The following is a 17,876-nucleotide window of genomic DNA, read 5'->3' as shown; positions in this document are numbered from 1 at the left end:
TGATCGACATGAACCAAGATCGTCAGCCATCTTCCCTACTTTCCAGCCGCTACGCGCCACACATGATGGACCAATCGCTCAAGGCGAACATGTCCACCCTCACCGGCGGTATTACACCGGCCGGTGTATCCACGGTCATTTATGAGTGGCTCGCCCATCTCGCCATATCGCCGGGCAAGCAGCTGGAACTGGCCGAAGATGTGGGCTTCAAGGTTGGATACCTGTTGCGTCATATCCGTCAAGCCAACATATTCTTGGATACACAGCCCTGTATCGAGCCAACGTTGCAGGACGACCGTTTTTCTGATGAAGCCTGGTCCCGCTGGCCCTACAGTTTTATTTATCAGTCGTTCCTGCTACAGCAAGCGTGGTGGGAAAACGCCACCACCAATATCAACGGACTCTCGGATAGTACCGAAAACGTAGTGTCCTTCATCGGTCGGCAGGTGCTCGACCGCTGGTCGCCCTCCAACTTTCCCTGGCTAAACCCGGAGGTGATCGACGCGACCGTACAGCAGGGCGGTATGAACTTCCTGCGCGGCTGGGAGAATTTCTTGGAGGACCGGGAACGACAGATGACCGGATGTCCGCCGGTTGGTATGGAAGAATTCAAGGTCGGCGAGAATCTCGCGACCACACCAGGCAAGGTGGTCTATCGCAACCACCTGATCGAGCTGATCCAGTACACCCCGACCACCAAGAAAGTCTACGCTGAACCGGTATTGATCGTGCCGGCCTGGATCATGAAGTATTACATTCTCGACCTGACGGCGGAGAAGTCCCTGGTGCGCTATCTGGTGGATCAGGGCCATACTGTGTTCATGATCTCCTGGCGCAACCCCACCTCTGAAGATCGCGACCTGGGCATGGGCAGCTATCGCAGGCTCGGTCCTGCAGCGGCGCTGGATGTCGTATCCGCCATTATCCCCGATCAGAAGATTCACGCGGTGGGCTATTGCCTGGGCGGTACGCTATTGACGATTCAGGCCGCTACCATGGCCCGGGACGGTGACGACCGCCTGGGTTCGATGAGTACCCTTGCCACCCAGGTCGACTTCACCGAAGCGGGTGAACTATCGCTTTTCATCACCGAAAGCCAGGTCGATTACCTTGAAAGCATGATGCATGAGCGGGGCTATCTCGATGGGCACCAGATGGCCGGCGCCTTCCAGCTGCTGCGCTCCAACGATCTTGTCTGGTCGCGGATGGTGCGCGAATACATGCTGGGCGAACGCCAGCCCATGATCGCGCTGATGGCTTGGAACGCCGATCTAACGCGCATGCCCTATCAGATGCACTCCCAATATCTACGCAGGCTCTATCTCGACAACGATCTGGCGGCCGGACGCTATATCGTCGGTGACCGACCCATCGCCATCACCGATATCGACGTGCCGCTTTTCGCAGTAGCAACGCAAAGCGATCATGTGGCCCCCTGGCGCTCCGCCTACAAGATTCACCTGCTGTCCGATGCCGAGGAAGTGACTTTCCTGCTCACCAGCGGCGGCCATAACGCCGGCATCGTCAGCGAGCCCGGACATCCGCGCCGCACCTATCAGGTCGAAACGCGCAAGGAAAGAGAAAGCTATATCGACCCGGACACCTGGCAGCAAACGATGCCGACCCAGCAAGGGTCCTGGTGGCCGGTATGGCAGGCCTGGCTGGTGGAACGCTCATCCAAGGAACAGGTCGCGCCTCCGGAAATAGGCGGCCAGGACTATTCGCCTATAACGGATGCGCCAGGCACATATGTATTGCAGCAATAATGCTGTGGTAGATGTAAAAAAACGCCGCTATCCTTGAAAGATAGCGGCGATATCTTGCGGTGAGAGAGTGACGTGGCCCGGTATCGCGCTACGCCGTCATTGGTTATCGATCGATCTCCAGGTTCGGGCGTGGCGTGTCCGCTGTGCTCGGTGGCAAGATGGGATATTCCACTCGGGGTTGCTCGCCGGTCAGGCTATGCAGGAACGCGGTGATCGAGTCCACTTCTTCATCGTTCAACTCGGCTCCGAGTTGCGCTGACCCCATTATCGCCACGGCCTGTTTCAAATCCCAGGCCTTGCCACTGTGGAAATACGGCGGCGTCAGAGCAATATTGCGCAGGCTCGGCACTTTAAAGACGTACTCATCGGAAGCAGACTCCGTGACTGCAAAGCGCCCCTTATCCTCCGGCGGAAGAAAGTTGGCACCAGGTTTTTCCACTACGCCGAAGGGCTGATACTGATCACCTCCCAGATTGATACCGCTATGACAAGAGGCGCAGCCCCTGTTGACGAACAGCTCAAGCCCAGTCTTCTGCTCATCGCTCAAGGCATCGGCATCTCCTTTCAAATATTGATCGAAAGGCGCGTTGGGCGTGATCAACGTGGCCTCGAACAGCGCAATCGCATCCTGGATATTATCGATGTTGATGGCATCTTCCGCCTCGGGAAACGCCTCCTCGAAAAACGGTTGATAACCGGGGATACCCTTGAGCATGTTCACCGCATTCTCGTGAGTGGTAGCCATTTCCACCGGATTGACCAGAGGGCCGCCTGCCTGCTGGGCGAGGTCTTCGGCACGCCCGTCCCAGAACTGGGCGGTATTGAATACCGCGTTGAGCACCGTGGGCGAATTGCGACCACCCATTTGCCAGCGATGGCCTACCGAGGTTTCCAGCATATCAGTGCCCCCGAGCCCCACCAGATGACAGGAGTTGCAGCTGATGGTATTACTCTTCGACAGTCGTGGCTCGAAGAAGAGCATCTTGCCAAGCGCCACCTTCGCCGGTGTACTGGGATTGCCTTCCATCTCCGGCGGCTGTTCGGGAATTGGTTTGAACAGCGCCTGGGCGCGACTCATCAACTCATCCTCAGCGGCCATCGTCGCGCCCGCTGCTATTACTCCAGCTATTATCAGTATCAGACTCCGCTTTTGCATGCTGATCTCCCTTGTTCGCGCGATGAACTATCTTGCTTGCACTCGCATTGATGCACAGGCGCCTTACAGGAAATTTAAGCTCGAAATATTAGCGATTCCTTCACTCATCTCGGTTCTGAACGTACAGTTTCACTTTATAATCTAACTAACTAATAGAACCTTGCCTTGATATGAATCAATAAGGTTATAAAAGGCCCATGTCATCTTGAACTAGCGGTACTTGGCAATCGACTGCCACTGAAAGCTTTGTCATCGTCATGGGAGAAATGTCATGAAGGCATTGGTATTTCACGGTCCTGGTAAACGCAGTTGGGAGGACAAGCCTCGCCCAACTATCGACAAACCCACGGATGCGGTGGTCCGCATCACCCATACCACTATCTGCGGCACCGACCTGCACATTCTAAAAGGCGATGTGCCTGCTGTTGAGGATGGCCGCATCCTGGGTCACGAGGGCGTGGGAGTGGTTGAGGAAATCGGTGATGGCGTGAGCAATATCCAGGTCGATGACGAGGTGCTGATTTCTTGTGTCACCTCCTGTGGCCGCTGCGACTACTGCAAGCGCGGCGTCTACGCTCACTGCCGCGACGGCGGCTGGATCCTCGGCCACCTGATCGACGGCACTCAAGCCGAGTACGTGCGCATCCCGCATGCGGACAACAGCCTCTATCCGCTACCCAAGGAGATGGACCGCGCCGCAGCGGTAATGCTCAGCGACATCCTGCCCACCGGCCACGAGATCGGCGCCCTCAACGGCGAGGTCAAGCTCGGCGACACAGTGGCCATCGTCGGCGCTGGCCCCATCGGTCTGGCAGCGCTGATGACATCACGCTTCTACTCTCCGGCGCGGATCATCATGATCGACCCGGACGAGAACCGCCTGGCCATGGCCAAGCAGCTCGGCGCCACCGATATCATCGCCGGTGATCCGTTTGAGACGATCGACAAGCTGACCGGCGGCGAAGGCGTGGATGTGGCCATGGAGGCGGTGGGCATCCCCGAGACCTTCGATGTCTGCCAGCGCATCGTCCGCCCGGGCGGGCATATCGCCAACATCGGCGTGCACGGCAAGAGCGTCGATCTTCAGCTGCAGGACCTGTGGATCAAAAACATCACCCTGCGCACCGGCTTGGTGAACACCGACACCATTCCGGTGCTGATGCGCGTCGTCGAGAGCGGCGGCGTCGAACCCGCTGAGCTGGTGACCCACCGCTTCAAGCTCGACGACATCGAGAAGGCCTACGATATCTTCACCGATGCGGCAAAGGAGAAGGCTATCAAGATGATCTTGACCGTCGAGTAACGTGGAGTTCATGTATGCAAGCTTGGCTGGCGTCCAAGTTCGAGGGCGCCGGTCGTTCAAGTAGTCTCGCCTCGACGCCATTCTTTCGTCCTGACACCGGGACTCCAGCACGAGTCGGGTTCCAGCTCCGTCGGCAAGGGCGAGCGCCAACTCGATATCCGTTTCGAGGAGCGACGAAAATCGTCGCCGCGGTTGACGATCGGCAGTACGCCTTGAGGCGTATCGGATGGCAACTGATCGACTGACTCGGCTGGCGGCTTCACATTCAGCAGTACTCGCGCCAACATCGGATAACCACAGTCGGATTGTCCCCCGCTAGAAAAGGCAACAAGGCATGCATACGACCTCTGCGGAAAAGCCTTCCATCACCGACCGTAATACGCGCCAGCTTAAAACCCGTGTCACCCTGGTGGGGGCTGTAGTCAATCTTTTGCTCGCGAACCTCAAAATAATTGCCGGAATCGCTGGCCATTCTCAAGCCCTGGTGGTCGATGGCGTCCATTCATTGTCGGATCTGCTCGGCGACACCTTAGTGCTGTTCGCCAGCCATTCCGGCAGCAAAGCGGCGGATGCTGAGCACCCCTATGGGCACGCTCGCTTCGAAACTGCCGCGACGGTAGTGATCGGAATCATGCTGCTGATCGTCGCCGGTAGTTTCATTTACGATGCCGTGCTGGGAATACTAGATCCCACGCGCCTACAGACACCGAGCTGGGTTGTACTACTTGCGGCGCTCGTCTCTGTACTGGCAAACGAGGCGCTCTATCACTATACGGCTCGGGTAGGACGACGTGTCGGCTCCAAGCTGATCGAAGCGAATGCCTGGCATCATCGCTCCGATGCGCTTTCTTCACTGATCGTCATCGGCGCCTTTTTTGGCAGCCTGGCCGGATTGACCTGGCTCGATGCGGTGGCCGCAGTGATCGTGGCTGCCATGGTAGGCGTCATGGGTTGGCAGTTCGTCTGGCAGTCCACCCGCGAACTAGTGGATACGGGGGCAGATCCACAGACCCTGAAAGAACTGGCTGCGGTCATCGATGCGGTGGAAGGAGTGCGATCTCATCACGATCTACGCACGCGATTGATGGCGGGCAAGGTGCTGATTGATGTCCATTTGCTCGTGGCACCCTACATCAGCGTCTCCGAAGGACACCGCATTAGTGAGGAAGCCCGCAGGCGCTTGATCGAGCAGACGAGTCGGGCCAGCGAAGTCCTGGTACATGTAGATACACAGAAGCCAAGCGATACAGCGGCACCTCTCCCGCCGCTGCGACATCAGATATTGGCGGACTTGATGGATGCATGGGTAGATCTGCCGGAAGCGAACGGCCTGCCTCGGGCCACCCTGCACTATCTTGGCAGCCGCGTGCAGGTAGTGCTGGAGCTTCCGGCAGAGCATATCGACTCACACCGATTGGATGAGATCGAAGACCGTTTCCAGAAGGCAGCGGCAGAACTGCCTTATATCGAGAGCATACGCTGTCTATTGGCAACGTCTCACGCATCAAGGCCCGACAAAACTGCTCTTTATCCCAACGCCCAGTCCGCCGGTTCGTGACACAGCGGCAGATCGGGCTGCGCGCGCCGTTGACCGAGTTCACGACGAGCGGCCTGCAAGGCGGTGCGCAATCCTTCTTCGACGGTGGGATGATAGAACGGCATCTCGAGCAGTTGATCAACGGTCAACTCTTGCTGAATCGACCACGCAAGAAGATGCAGCAAGTGCTCTGCATCCGGGGCCACCATCTCTGCGCCGAGCAGGCGCCCATCACTCTCGTCAGCGTATAGCTGCAGGATTCCCGCGTTACGTCCCGCCATCAGCGCTCGGCCCTGTTGGGTAAAGTCGACGCTGCCGGTCACCACTCCACTCTTCGGCAGATCCGCTCGAGTCAGCCCCGCATACCCGGCGCCGGGCTCGGTAAAGACGATGCCTTGTGGGGTACGCCGACGAAGACACTCGGCCTCCGGGTGCAGGGCATGATAAGCGGCGATGCGCCCTTCGTCTGCCGCCTCATGCAGCAGCGGGCGCAGGCCACTCACATCGCCGGTGACATAGACCGGCAGGTCGGCGATTTGCAGGGTCGACGCATCGAAAAGGGGAACGCCTCGCTTGTCGAGCTCCACACCAAGGTTCTCAAGACCCAGCCCTTCGACATTGGGCCGCCGCCCAAGGGAGGCCAGCACCCAATCGACCACGACCTCTTGCTCCTCTCCTTGAATCATCACGCCATCGTCGCTTTGGCGCAGGGTTACATCCGCCCCGGTAGTGACGGACATCTGGCTTTTGAGCACCTTGAGCAGGCTGGCGTTGATCTCCGGATCGCTCAATCCTGCTACATTCGACCCCTTGGTAAAAGCATGCACCTCGCAGCCAAGTTGAGCGAAGGCCTGGCCCAGTTCCACGCCGATCGGTCCGAGCCCCACCACGCCGATGCGCCGACCCGGCGCCTGGAGTTCGAAGACCTCATCCGAGGTCACTACGCGATCGCCGAAAGCACGCCACGCTTCGGGTAGATTGGGGCGAGTGCCGGTGGCAATGATCATGGTCTCGGCCTGAATCCGCTCGCCATTGACTTCGAGGGTGGTGGGATCGAGAAAGCGCGGCTGGCCGTGAATGCTTCTTTCTCCCAAGGATTCGGCCGTCTCAATGGGCCCGGCGATAAAACGATCCCGTAGCTTGCGCACATGCGCCATAATGGTGGGCAAATCGGGCTCGAAAGTTTCGGCGCCTCGTATCCCACTCTCCTCGAGCCAGTCGCGGCGACCGTAGGCATGGGCAACCTCGAGCAACGCCTTCGAGGGCATGCAGCCGACTCGTGCGCAGGTCGTGCCATAAGGACCGGCATTGATCAGCAGCACATCATCCGTATAGCGCCGCGCTTCACTCAGGGCAGTCAACCCGGCCGTGCCAGCGCCCAAAATCACCAACTTCGCTTGTCGTGCCATGGTTCCTCCACAACTGAAATAAAACCCTCAAACGCTGAGCCTAGTCCACAAGAACGGCAGCTCACCAACTCATCAAGTTCGATTGACCTTCCAGACCCTCGAAGCGGTCCGTCACGTAGCGGCTGTGGCAGGCCACGCAGGATTCGGTCATGCGGTTGAAGGTTTCGACCTGGGCCTGGGAATCCTGCTGCTTCCCCGCTTCGGCCAGCGACGCTGCCAACTGGTGAAGGCGCTCATCCATCTGCAGAAATTCCTTGGGCACCGCCGCCATCAGATCCTGACGATCCTGCTCGGTCAGGGACTGCTCGAGAATGAAACTGTCATGGATGGCTTGGCCCTTCTGCGCCACCTCGTCGTGCTTGCCCTGAATGATGGCGCTATAGGTCTCCTGCATCGCCGACTCGATCTCGACCATCTCCTTTACCAGCAATCCACGCAGCTTCTCGGTCAGCCTTGGGCCCACTGGTTCCGCGGCGACGGCACCTGCACTCCATGTCAGGCTCACTGCTATAGCAGCCGACAGAATGGCTCGGCATGCCTGTCCCTTGTTCATGACTTACACCTCGCGTTACGTTGGTTTGCTTGCATCGGTCAATGCATCTGGTGGCGTAGAATCCTCAACTTGCGCCCATCCCAGATCATCGAAGATCACATAGAGTGCCGGAATCACTATCAGCACCAGTATGGTAGAGGTCAGCAAACCGAACACCACCGCGATCACCAATGGTTGTACCGCCGCTGCCTGGGCGCTGGTCTCGGCCAGCAGCGGCAAGAGCCCGGCGATGGTGGTACTCGCCGAAATCAGGATGGCGCGCAGGCGGTCGCGACTGGCTTGACCGGCAGCGGCGATGGCGGATTGTCCCGAGGCGCGGTAGCTCTTGATGAAATGAATCAGCAGGATGGCATTGTTGACCACGATCCCCGCCAGGGACGCCACGCCGATCATCGAGGGCATCGATAGATAGAAGCCCATCAGCACATGGCCCCATAGCGCGCCGACAAAGGCCAGCGGGATCGACAGCATGACGATCAGCGGTTCGACGTAGCTTCTGAACTGGAAAGAGAGAATCACGAAGATACCGATCAGCCCGATCAGCAGCGCGCGACGAATGGAGCCTCCGGTTTCCGCCGAGCGGGCGACCTGGCCTTCGAAGGTGACCGCCACCTCAGGATGGCGCGTCTGGAAATCCGGCAGCCAGTGTCGGCGAATGTCGTCGACGATTGCCTGGGCATTGGCCGATGCCGCATCCACGTCGGCGGTCACGGTAGCGGTACGCTGGCCATCGACGCGGGTGATCCGCGCCCAGCCACGCGCCTTCTCGATGTTCGCGACGACTTCAAGGGGCACCCGGCCTCCTCCAGGGAGCTGCACGGTCAGATCCTGGAGATCATCCAGGCTCCGGCGGTCCTGTTCGGCGTGACGCACCAGGATTTCCATGTCCCGCTGGCCGATGCGCAGGGTATCGCTGATTTGCCCGAGCATGGCGGCCCGCAGCTGCACGGCGGCTTCTTCGGTGGTCAGTCCAAGCCCGTGGGCGCCCTCGGCCAGGGACAGGCGGCGCTCCGGCTTGCCCGGGCGCAGGTCATCGATGACGTTATAGACGCCCGTATAGCCGCCAAGATACTCGGAGAGCTCCAGAGAAGCCGCCTTCAGCCCATCCAGGCTCTCCCCCTGTAGACGCACTTCGATAGAGATGCCCGCGGGCCCGAACCCCGGCTCCTGAATGATCAGACTAAGTAGTCCTGGAATATTGCCGATCTCTTTCTGCCAGGCGGTAGTCAGCTCATTCAGGCTCAGGCTGCGCCGCTCCGCGCCAAGTAGATCGACGATCAACGTCGCCACATGGGCTCCGGTCTCCCGAGCACTGGGATTGTGGTTGAAGCGTACCTGGATGGCACGCACCAGAGGCGTTTCATCCGGCTGCTCTGGCGTCAGCCGCGCATCGATCTCGCGCAAGGCCTCCTCCACGCGGGAAGCCACCGCTTCGGTACGCGACAGCGGCGTACCCTGGGGCATCAGGATGCGTGCCTCGAGTACGTCGCCGTCGATTTCCGGCATGGCTTCGCTGCCGATATGGCCGCCGGCAAGATAGCCGCCGGAGCCCAGCAACAGAATCAGCACGCTGCCCAACAAGGCGTAGCGCCATCGAATCGCCGCATCGGCCAGACGCCCGACGCCCTCCCGGAACGCCTCGAAGCGGCGATCGAAGCCGGCACGCAACCGCGACGGCTCGGCCTGCAGGCGATGGAGGCTGCCTTTCAGATGATGCGGCAGGATGAAGAAGGCTTCGATCAGACTCGCCGACAGAGCGGCAATCAAGACAACCGGCAGCACCTTGAGCACGTCGCCCAGCTCACCGACCAGAAAAGAGAGCGGCAGAAAGACCGCCACCGTGGTCAGGAAGGACGACACCACCCCGGGGAGTACGCCCAGGGTTCCCTCGACCACGGCTTTCAGAGGCGAGGCGCCTTTCAACGCACGCTCGGCGATGTTGTCGGTAATCACGATGGCATCGTCCATGACGATACCGATCGCCATCAGCAGCGCCACCAGGGTGATCATGTTCAACGACAAACCGGCGAGCCCCATGACCGCAAAGGCCCCCAGGAAAGCCACCGGCAGGCCCAGCACCGCCCACAGCGCCAGCCGTGGCCGGAAGAACAGGCTCATCATCAGCACAACCAGCACAAAACCCTGGATGCCGTTCTCGACCAGCATCTGCAGGCGATCGCGCACGATGGTGGTCATGTCCTGGGTCAGGGTCAGCGATACATCGCCGTCCAGGCGCTGGCGCTCGTTCTCGACCATCGACTCCAGGGCATTCATCACGTCCAGGGCGTCGTCGCGCAGGGTCTTGTGCACCTCCAGCACCAGGGCGCGCTGGCCGTCGAACCAGACTTTTTCTTCCTCGCGCTCGACGTTCTCCCGCAGCGAAGCGATCTGTCCCAGGGTCAGCTCGCCACCCTCGGTGCCGGAGACGACCACCACATCCTGCAGCTCACGCAGCGCTTGACGCTGATCGGTGAAACGCAGCTGGATGTCCTGGCTCGGGGTTTCCAGAATACCCAAGGGCATGTCGATGTTCTGGCGGGATAGGATCGCCGCCAGCTCGCTCGCCGACAGCCCATACTGGCCCAGCGCTTCCTGGGGAATCTCGATCTGCCATTGGCGCTGGGAGAGCCCCTGAATATCGACCTTGGCGACGCCGGGCAGACGCAGCAGCCTATCCTCCAGGGTCTTGGCGTAATCCTCCAGATCGGACAGCGGCATGTCGCCGCCCACCGCCACCGCCGCCACCAGATCGCTGCGATGCAGCTCGCGCACGACCGGGGGATCGGCGCGCTGGGGAAAATCGGTGATGGCCTCGACCTCGGTGGAGATATCATCCAGAAAACGGCCGATATCGCCGTCGTCCTCCATGGTCGCCGTGGCGCTGGCCAGGTTGTCCTGGGCGACACAGACCAGCTCGTCGAGAAAATCCACGCCGCTCAAAGCATCGTGAAGACGACGACAGACCTGATCCTCGACGTCCGCGGCGGTGGCACCGCGATATTTCACCTCGACACTGACTTCACCGGGCAGGTAGTCGGGGAAAGTCTCGCGCTTGAGGCCGGGAACGGCGAATAATCCCGCTGCCAGCAGCAGGATCAGCAGCAGATTGGCGGCAGTAGGGTGGCCGGCGAACCAGCGAATCATTTCGGGAACCCCTGACTAAATGCCTGCACGAACGAATCGCTTCGTTGCGCGGTGCTCGAAGACTCGCCTAACCCCATGTTATGTCTCGTCTTCTGTGCTCCGTGCGTCTCGCGCTTCATCTCGTTCGGCAATTTATTCAGCGATTCCGCTACCTCCCCCAGCGCCTGGCGGCGAAGACTACGTGTCAATTCATCGTCGCGCCGCGGATCGATGGTCATGCCGCTTATCGCCGGCATCAGGTCATCCACGACCACGGTTTCGCCGATGGAGAGCCCCTCAGCGATCACCGACAGGTCGTGCTGCTCGAAGGCGATTCGAACCGGCTGACGAACCAGGCGGCGTTCGTCGTCGACCCGGTATATCTCTCCTTGATGGACCGCCGAGGCCGGTACCACCATCAGTGGTTCCGGTGCCCTGGATGTCAACCGTACCTGCACGTACATGTCCCGCACCAGAGGCGGATGGGTCAACGGCGCCACATGCCGATAAGGCTCGTCGACTCGCACCACGACCTGAGCGGTACGCGTGGCTGGGTCCAGACCGTTGGCGATCCGCACGACCCGGGCCGGCCAGCGTGCGCCCTTCCCGGCCACCAGGGACACCTCGGCTTCGATGACGGATAGATCCATGCGCTGGGCGATGTCCAGAGTCTCGTCATCCGCATCACGAACGATCTGGGTACCGAGCAGGCGTCGTAGCATGTCCATCGGCACCTGGGCCACCACCTCGGCGGCCTCGATGCCGTCGGCGCTGAACAAGCGCTGCCCGGCGTTGATGTACTGATGAAGCTCTGCTTCGACACCGCCCAAGCGCAGATCGTAGGGCGCGACGAAACGGGTGTCGTCGAGATCCTGGCGGGCCTGGGCCAGCCTGGTGGATGCCTGCTCGCTCTGGGCTTCCAGGCGCTGGCGTCGCGAGGGAATCAGCTGTAATTCATTTTCCAACGACTGCACGGTCTGGCGTTGAGAAAGCGCTGCGCGCTCTTCCGTATCCAGACGAGAGTGCGATACCGAACCGCTATTCGCCAGCCGCCGGATACGCGACAGCTCCTGTTCCGCCAGACGCAGGCGCTCACGCTCCAGGGCAAGCAGTCGCCCCGTGTTTTCGGCCTCCATTTCCAGTTGGGCCTTCTCCGCGGCAAGACTCGCTAGTTCGGCCTTGGCTTCAGCCTCGGCAAGCCGATAGCGACTGGGATCGATCTCCAGCAACAGGCTATCCTTCGCCAGCAGCGTGCCGCTTTCCAGCCCGGGATGACGCTCGACGACGCGCCCCGGCACATTGGCGATGGCATCCCAGCGTCGTGCGGGGCGAGCGGTGCCGTAGCCCCGGGCCTCGACGGCGAAAGGCATCAGCTCGGCCTCGATGACACGCACTGTGGGTGTATCCAAGGGGGCCTCGCCGCGCGAGGGTGTCTGACGATTGATAACGAAGATCACGATCAGCAGAATGCCGATCGCAAGGCCCAATGCGACCAGCAGGCCACGACCCCAGCGGATTCTCATGACGCCTCTCCCGCTTGAATGCCACGTCGATAAAGCAGGAAGGCACCTGGCGCCTGCTCGGTGATGCGCGTGACATCTCCGGCGATCAGCGACTGCACCACCAAGCCCTGCACCGTGCCGATGAACTGGGTGACCGCCGCTTCGGTGTCCAGATCGGCACGCAATTCACCGCTTGCCCTGCCTTCCTCGAGAATGGCCGCAAGCCGTTCGCGATATTTCGCCAGCATGGAACGTAGCAGTCGTGTGGCGGAGGTTGGCTCTGTGTACTGAAGCTGCCCGAACATCAGCCGCGGCACCCCCGGGTGATCGGTGATGAAACCGATATGTGCCGTGAACATCGCCTCCAGGGTTGCCAACGGCGTCTCGGTTCCGACGACGGCCTTTTCAAGACGTTGCAAGACCTGTTCGGCGATCCAGGTCATGACCGACTGCCATATCTCATCCTTGCCGGAGAAATGACGAAACAGCGCCCCCTGGGTCACCTTCATGCGCTGAGCGATGGAGGCAGTGGTGATACGCGCCGGGTCCTGCTCTGCGCATAGCTCCACCACGGCACGCACGGTCAACTCCTTGCGTTCTCGAGAGGGCAGATGACGAGTTCGTGACATAAGATGCTCCAAAAGATAGTAATTGATTACTATCTTAATAAAGAACTCCTCTTCTTGCCAGCAAGCCAAGTCGCTCTGGCCAGCTGTCACCTTTCCTTCATATGAAACAATGCGCAGGATGTCAGTGGCTCTTCATTCATGGGCGCCACCTCCGTGTCTCGATCCGCTGCTACTAACGCACGATGACAACAGCGCAGGGCGCGACATGCAGCACACGATGCGAGACGCTGCCAACCACTAGACTTTTAATATTGCTGTTTCCGCGGCTTCCCATTACCACGGCATCGACACCCAGGCTTTCCACTTCCGATAAGATGACCCGCGCCGGCTGACCCGCTCGTACGATGGGTTGCAGCTGCTTGCTGTCGAGTCCGGCCTGCTGACACGCCTGTTCAATGATGGCCAGTCCCGCCGGCTGCACGATCGCCTCCGCATTAGTGGCTATGGCGCCCGCAGCCCGGCCCATGGCATCCTCCGCAAGAGGTGGCTCCTGGATATTGAGTGCGTATAGGCGCCCTCCATCGGCCTTGGTCAGGCTGGCAGCCAGTTTGAGCGCTGCACAGGACTGGGCAGAGCCGTCGATGGGTACCAGAATCGATTGATACATATACACCTCCGAAAATAGTCGAGATGACGATGATCCATTCCTGTTAACCAAGTTAGCGCAACGCCGGCAAAGTTACTTGACCTGGATCAATCTAAGAGCGTAATACCACTCCGCGCGACATCGCGCCGAGGCTTACAAAAACCGCGGTGCTGAGCCGAGAAGAACTCATATCGACACATTGTGACGGCAAAAAGATCTACTACCGCATCAGCAGCGAACAGGCCATGGCAGTGATTCAGACGTTCCACGAACAGTTCTGCGTCTGAGTGGTACGACAGCATCGGAAGCGGGATACGCGTTGCCAGTAGAGCGATCCACTCAGGACTTGAGGTATGAAAACAAAGCCGCGCTCCCTGATTCTCAGTAGATAGCAAAGATATCATCCGACCCCTTCCTTATAGAGTTGCAACAGATCCGCTCCTTGCTTACGCATCCATTGACTCCCCCCAAAGGGCGTCGTCGTTTTATCGTTATCAGCCGTTTTATTGACTCGAGTCAACTTTTCTTGCTGCCGGAGCGTCTAGGCTTCTTAACACAACATATAGTATTAAAAAACTTAAAAACCGGCATATATAGGGTAAACTGTGAACGCACACGCTACCAAAATCGGCAGCAAGTCTCGTCTGGATGTCGCTTCCACCATCGATGAATATCTGAATCGCGCGGACTGGCGGGTGCACGCTAACGCCAATCAGGGCTACTCCCTGGGCGGGCTGATCCTCAACGTCTCCGGCAAGCTGATCGCCAATTACTGGTTGGATGAGGTTTACCCGCAAGCAGTCGGCGAAGCTCACCGCCAGGGTGACCTGCATATCCACGATCTGGACATGCTCGCCGGTTATTGCGCCGGCTGGTCGCTGCGTACCCTGCTGGTAGAAGGCTTCAACGGCGTACCGGATCGCGCGGAAAGTACGCCTCCGCGCCATCTAACCAGCGCCTTGGGACAGATGGTCAACTTTCTCGGCACTTTGCAGAACGAATGGGCCGGCGCCCAGGCCTTCAGCTCCTTCGACACCTACCTGGCGCCCTATGTGCGCAAGGACAACCTGAACTACGCTGCCGTCAAGCAGGCGATCCAGGAATTCATCTACAACCTCAACGTGCCGTCTCGCTGGGGCAGCCAGACGCCCTTCACCAACCTCACCTTCGACTGGGTGTGTCCTGAAGATCTGCGCGAGCAGGTACCGGTGATCGGCGGCGAGGAGCAGGCCTTCACCTACGGCGAACTGCAGGCCGAGATGGACCTGATCAACCGCGCCTATCTGGAAGTGATGGAAACCGGCGACCGCCAGGGCCGTGTGTTCACCTTCCCCATCCCCACCTACAACATCACCCCGGACTTCGACTGGGACAGCGACAACGCCGAGCGGCTGTTTGCCTTGACCGCCAAGTACGGCCTGCCCTACTTCCAGAACTTTCTCAATTCGGACCTGGAACCGCACATGGTGCGCTCCATGTGCTGCCGCCTGCAGCTGGATCTCAGCGAACTGCTAAAACGCGGCAACGGCCTGTTCGGCAGCGCCGAGCAGACCGGCTCCCTGGGGGTGGTGACGATCAACTGCGCCCGGCTCGGTCACCGTTTTGCCAGCGACAGGGCCGGGCTCTACGCGGAGCTCGACCGGCTGATGGAACTCGGGCGCGACAGCCTGGAACTCAAGCGCGAGCGCATCCAGCAATGGATGGATGCGGGGCTCTACCCCTACTCGAAGCGCTACCTGGGAACGCTGCGCAATCACTTCTCCACGCTCGGGGTCAACGGCCTCAACGAGATGGTGCGCAATTTCAGCGAGGACCGTCTGGACATCACCAATACGGAAGGGCGCACCCTGGCACTGGAACTGCTGGATCACGTGCGCGAACGGATGAAGCAGTTCCAGAAGCAGACCGGCCACCTCTACAACCTGGAAGCCACTCCAGCGGAAGGCACCACCTACCGCTTCGCCAAGGAGGACGCACTCCGCTACCCGAGCATTCTCCAGGCCGGTACGCCAGAAGCGCCCTACTACACCAACTCCAGTCAGCTACCGGTGGGCCACACCGACGATCCTTTCGAGGCGTTGATTCATCAGGACCCGCTGCAGAGCCGCTATACCGGCGGCACCGTGCTGCATTTGTACATGCGCGAGAAGCTCTCCAGCGCTACGGCCTGCAAGGCCCTGGTGTGGCGGGCGCTATCGCGCTTCCGACTGCCCTACCTGACCGTCACCCCAACTTTCTCGATCTGCCCGGTACACGGCTACCTGGCCGGCGAGCACGAATTCTGCCCGCGCTGCGATGAAGCATTGCTGGCAGAAACCCAGGCCACGGCCTGAGAGCCTGTCCACGAGTTCGTGAACAAAGCTCTATTATCATTACCATTGCACAAAGGATTCATCACCATGAGCAATCAAACCCTGCGCGACACCCTGCCGAGCGAACAACGCCAGCGCTGCGAGATCTGGACCCGAGTCATGGGCTATCATCGCCCAGTCAGCCAGTTCAACATCGGCAAGCAGTCAGAGCATCGCGAGCGGCGTCACTTCACCGAGACGATGCTGAATTCATGAATATCGATGTTCGCCGGGAGTCCCGCTCCCGGCATCAAGATCCTATCGCGCGGGTCGGCATTCGACTGCCCATTGCGGGCCTGACGCCGATGACTACTCTGGACCACCCGGACCATCTTGCCTGTGTGGTCTTTCTGCAGGGCTGTCCGCTGCGCTGCGGCTACTGCCACAATCCGCAGATGCTTCCATCGCGTCGAGGCAAGCGCGAGGAATGGGAGAAAATACTCAAATTCCTGGAGAATCGGCGCGGGCTACTCGATAGCGTAGTATTCAGCGGCGGCGAACCCACTACACACGCGGACCTTGTCGCGGCCATGAAGGATGCCAAGGCGCTGGGCTTCAAAGTGGGGCTGCACACGGCGGGCGTCTATCCGCGACGCCTCGAGACGCTGCTGCCTTGGCTCGACTGGGTGGGGTTCGACGTCAAAGGCCACGTCGATGACTTCGAGCACATTGCCGGGCGGCTCGGCACCTGGCCGCGCCACGCCCAGAGCCTGGGGCTGCTGCTGGATAGCAATATCGATCTCGAGTGCCGCACGACTATCCATTGGCGGGATTTCGATCTCAAGGCCGTGGAGCGTCTGGCACTAAGCCTGGCCGACTGTGGTGTGCGCCGCTACGCTTTGCAGTTGGCCCGTACCGAGCAATGCCTGGCCTCCGCCTACGCCGAACCCGTCGTCGATGCCCCTCTGCCAGAAGAATTGGCGAGACTCGTCAAGCGCCTTGCCCCCCGTTTCGACCAGCTGACGCTACGCGAATGACGCCTTCCCCAGATTTTCTGGGGCCAAAAGCATCCGTTAGTAGCCAGCCCCTTCGCAAAGGCCGGCGACTTCTACCGCGTGGCGGAGCAGCCCGAATTCGGCGACGGTCGCCGGTGGTAGCCCACGACCGTCGCGTTTATAGCGAATCGCCTCCTGGCCAGCATCAATAGCCATCGCCCTCGTCCTGGGCGATGGCAACGCCGAGAGTGACGAGCAGATCATCAAGCAGACTCGAGGCGCCGAAACGAAAGCGCGCCGGAGTAAGCCAGTCGCTGCCCATGAGCCGCGTCGCCAGTTGCAAATAAGCCTGGGCCTCTTCGGCACTGCGCACGCCGCCGGCGGCCTTGAAGCCCACCTCGGGGGCGGTATCGCGAATCAAGCTCAGCAGGATTTCCGCGGATTCGAGGGTCGCGTTGACCGGCACCTTGCCGGTGGAGGTCTTGAGGAAGTCGGCCCCTGCCTCGATGGCCAGCTCGCCGGCACGCCTGATCAGCGCCGGATCGTGCAGCTCGCCGGTTTCCAGAATCACTTTGAGGGTGGCACCGGCGCAGACCGACTTGCAGGCATCCACCAGGTCATGGCCTTGCTCCTCGTTCCCCGCCATCAAGGCACGATAAGGAAAGACCACCTCTACTTCGTCGGCTCCGGATGCGACCGCCGCCCTGACCTCCCGGGCGACCTCCATGACCTCGCCATCGCCGTTGGGAAAGTTGGCAACGGTGGCGACATTCACGCTATCGCCTAGGCCATAGGCGGAGAGCGCGCGTTTGGCGGTCGCCACGAAGCCGGGATAGACGCAGACCGCCGCCGGCGTGCCGACGGGGGTCTTGGCACGGCGGCACAACGCCTCGATGGTAGCGTCGTTGTCGCCGTCGTTGAGGCTGGTGAGGTCCAACAGGCTCAGGGCTTGGCGGGCCGCGTTGCGAAGTTCGTTACCGGAAGAATGGCTCATGCTTTCCTCTCATTGATCAAGTGCTGTCGATC

The 17,876-nt window shown here is 60.2% G+C and carries 13 protein-coding genes and 1 pseudogene; 5 read left to right on the top strand and 9 right to left on the bottom strand.

The genetic code is table 11. The features are described from left to right. The first annotated feature begins 8 nt into the window (after positions 1–8). Positions 9–1,766 carry a PHA/PHB synthase family protein gene (locus tag H7850_RS13385; protein WP_227370092.1) on the top strand — a complete coding sequence of 586 codons (1,758 nt, stop codon included), beginning with the start codon at positions 9–11 and terminating at the stop codon, positions 1,764–1,766. Between the two features lie 103 nt (positions 1,767–1,869). Here H7850_RS13385 and H7850_RS13380 read toward each other — a convergent pair whose 3' ends face one another. Continuing rightward, a complete protein-coding gene (locus H7850_RS13380) occupies positions 1,870–2,922 on the bottom strand; it encodes a cytochrome-c peroxidase (RefSeq protein ID WP_227370091.1) in 1,053 nt (350 codons plus the stop codon). A 271-nt stretch (positions 2,923–3,193) separates the two neighbouring features. On the opposite strand from H7850_RS13380, the gene H7850_RS13375 reads away from it, so the two are divergent. Both H7850_RS13375 and H7850_RS13370 read left to right on the top strand, forming a co-directional pair. Continuing rightward, on the top strand, positions 3,194–4,225 hold the full coding sequence (locus H7850_RS13375; RefSeq protein ID WP_227370090.1) for a zinc-dependent alcohol dehydrogenase family protein: 1,032 nt from the start codon (positions 3,194–3,196) through the stop codon (positions 4,223–4,225). Positions 4,226–4,559: 334 nt separating this feature from the next. Next, positions 4,560–5,783, top strand: coding sequence for a cation diffusion facilitator family transporter (locus H7850_RS13370; RefSeq protein WP_227370089.1), 1,224 nt, complete (start codon positions 4,560–4,562; stop codon positions 5,781–5,783). Here H7850_RS13370 and H7850_RS13365 read toward each other — a convergent pair. From H7850_RS13365 to H7850_RS13340, 6 genes are all read right to left on the bottom strand, one after another. Then, positions 5,753–7,171: a dihydrolipoyl dehydrogenase gene (locus H7850_RS13365; protein ID WP_227370088.1), complete on the bottom strand. Its 1,419-nt coding sequence runs from the start codon at positions 7,169–7,171 to the stop codon at positions 5,753–5,755. The two genes, H7850_RS13370 and H7850_RS13365, sit on opposite strands and share 31 nt — an antisense overlap. Positions 7,172–7,232: 61 nt before the next feature. Next, entirely contained in the window at positions 7,233–7,724 is a 492-nt protein-coding gene (locus H7850_RS13360) for a hypothetical protein (protein ID WP_227370087.1), read from the bottom strand. 15 nt (positions 7,725–7,739) lie between these two features. Next, entirely contained in the window at positions 7,740–10,868 is a 3,129-nt protein-coding gene (locus tag H7850_RS13355) for an efflux RND transporter permease subunit (RefSeq protein ID WP_227370086.1), read from the bottom strand. Beyond that, positions 10,865–12,370, bottom strand: coding sequence for an efflux RND transporter periplasmic adaptor subunit (locus H7850_RS13350; protein WP_227370085.1), 1,506 nt, complete (start codon positions 12,368–12,370; stop codon positions 10,865–10,867). Before H7850_RS13350 ends, H7850_RS13355 begins: the two co-directional genes overlap by 4 nt. After that, complete coding sequence (locus H7850_RS13345; protein WP_227370084.1) at positions 12,367–12,978, bottom strand: TetR/AcrR family transcriptional regulator; 612 nt, start codon at positions 12,976–12,978, stop codon at positions 12,367–12,369. Before H7850_RS13345 ends, H7850_RS13350 begins: the two co-directional genes overlap by 4 nt. 172 nt (positions 12,979–13,150) lie before the next feature. Further along, positions 13,151–13,585 carry a universal stress protein gene (locus H7850_RS13340; RefSeq protein WP_227370083.1) on the bottom strand — a complete coding sequence of 145 codons (435 nt, stop codon included), beginning with the start codon at positions 13,583–13,585 and terminating at the stop codon, positions 13,151–13,153. 584 nt (positions 13,586–14,169) lie between these two features. On the opposite strand from H7850_RS13340, the pseudogene H7850_RS13335 reads away from it, so the two are divergent. After that, positions 14,170–16,131 (top strand): annotated as a pseudogene (locus tag H7850_RS13335) (ribonucleoside triphosphate reductase). Continuing rightward, positions 16,128–16,892, top strand: coding sequence for an anaerobic ribonucleoside-triphosphate reductase activating protein (locus tag H7850_RS13330; protein ID WP_227370082.1), 765 nt, complete (start codon positions 16,128–16,130; stop codon positions 16,890–16,892). Before H7850_RS13335 ends, H7850_RS13330 begins: the two are co-directional and overlap by 4 nt. Positions 16,893–16,928: 36 nt before the next feature. On the opposite strand, the gene H7850_RS13325 is transcribed toward H7850_RS13330, so the two are convergent. Both H7850_RS13325 and deoC read right to left on the bottom strand, forming a co-directional pair. Beyond that, the gene (locus H7850_RS13325) at positions 16,929–17,066 is read right to left on the bottom strand and encodes a hypothetical protein (RefSeq protein WP_227370081.1); all 138 of its coding nucleotides are present in this window, start codon (positions 17,064–17,066) and stop codon (positions 16,929–16,931) included. Then, the gene (gene deoC, locus H7850_RS13320; protein WP_227370080.1) at positions 17,056–17,844 is read right to left on the bottom strand and encodes a deoxyribose-phosphate aldolase; all 789 of its coding nucleotides are present in this window, start codon (positions 17,842–17,844) and stop codon (positions 17,056–17,058) included. Before deoC ends, H7850_RS13325 begins: the two co-directional genes overlap by 11 nt. Positions 17,845–17,876 lie beyond the last annotated feature (32 nt).

The sequence above is a fragment of the Halomonas sp. M20 genome, from assembly GCF_020622265.1.
Classification (GTDB): domain Bacteria; phylum Pseudomonadota; class Gammaproteobacteria; order Pseudomonadales; family Halomonadaceae; genus Modicisalibacter.
Note: the sequence above shows the minus strand (reverse complement) of the source record. Positions and strands in the feature narration are given on the sequence as shown.

Coding starts and splice junctions, on each gene's coding strand:
- H7850_RS13340 (WP_227370083.1), bottom strand. CDS start 13,585: ATGTATCAATCGATTCTGGTACCCATCGACGGCTCTGCCCAGTCCTGT.
- H7850_RS13325 (WP_227370081.1), bottom strand. CDS start 17,066: ATGGCTATTGATGCTGGCCAGGAGGCGATTCGCTATAAACGCGACGGT.
- H7850_RS13350 (WP_227370085.1), bottom strand. CDS start 12,370: ATGAGAATCCGCTGGGGTCGTGGCCTGCTGGTCGCATTGGGCCTTGCG.
- H7850_RS13375 (WP_227370090.1), top strand. CDS start 3,194: ATGAAGGCATTGGTATTTCACGGTCCTGGTAAACGCAGTTGGGAGGAC.
- H7850_RS13380 (WP_227370091.1), bottom strand. CDS start 2,922: ATGCAAAAGCGGAGTCTGATACTGATAATAGCTGGAGTAATAGCAGCG.
- H7850_RS13360 (WP_227370087.1), bottom strand. CDS start 7,724: ATGAACAAGGGACAGGCATGCCGAGCCATTCTGTCGGCTGCTATAGCA.
- H7850_RS13345 (WP_227370084.1), bottom strand. CDS start 12,978: ATGTCACGAACTCGTCATCTGCCCTCTCGAGAACGCAAGGAGTTGACC.
- H7850_RS13385 (WP_227370092.1), top strand. CDS start 9: ATGAACCAAGATCGTCAGCCATCTTCCCTACTTTCCAGCCGCTACGCG.
- H7850_RS13370 (WP_227370089.1), top strand. CDS start 4,560: ATGCATACGACCTCTGCGGAAAAGCCTTCCATCACCGACCGTAATACG.
- deoC (WP_227370080.1), bottom strand. CDS start 17,844: ATGAGCCATTCTTCCGGTAACGAACTTCGCAACGCGGCCCGCCAAGCC.
- H7850_RS13365 (WP_227370088.1), bottom strand. CDS start 7,171: ATGGCACGACAAGCGAAGTTGGTGATTTTGGGCGCTGGCACGGCCGGG.
- H7850_RS13330 (WP_227370082.1), top strand. CDS start 16,128: ATGAATATCGATGTTCGCCGGGAGTCCCGCTCCCGGCATCAAGATCCT.
- H7850_RS13355 (WP_227370086.1), bottom strand. CDS start 10,868: ATGATTCGCTGGTTCGCCGGCCACCCTACTGCCGCCAATCTGCTGCTG.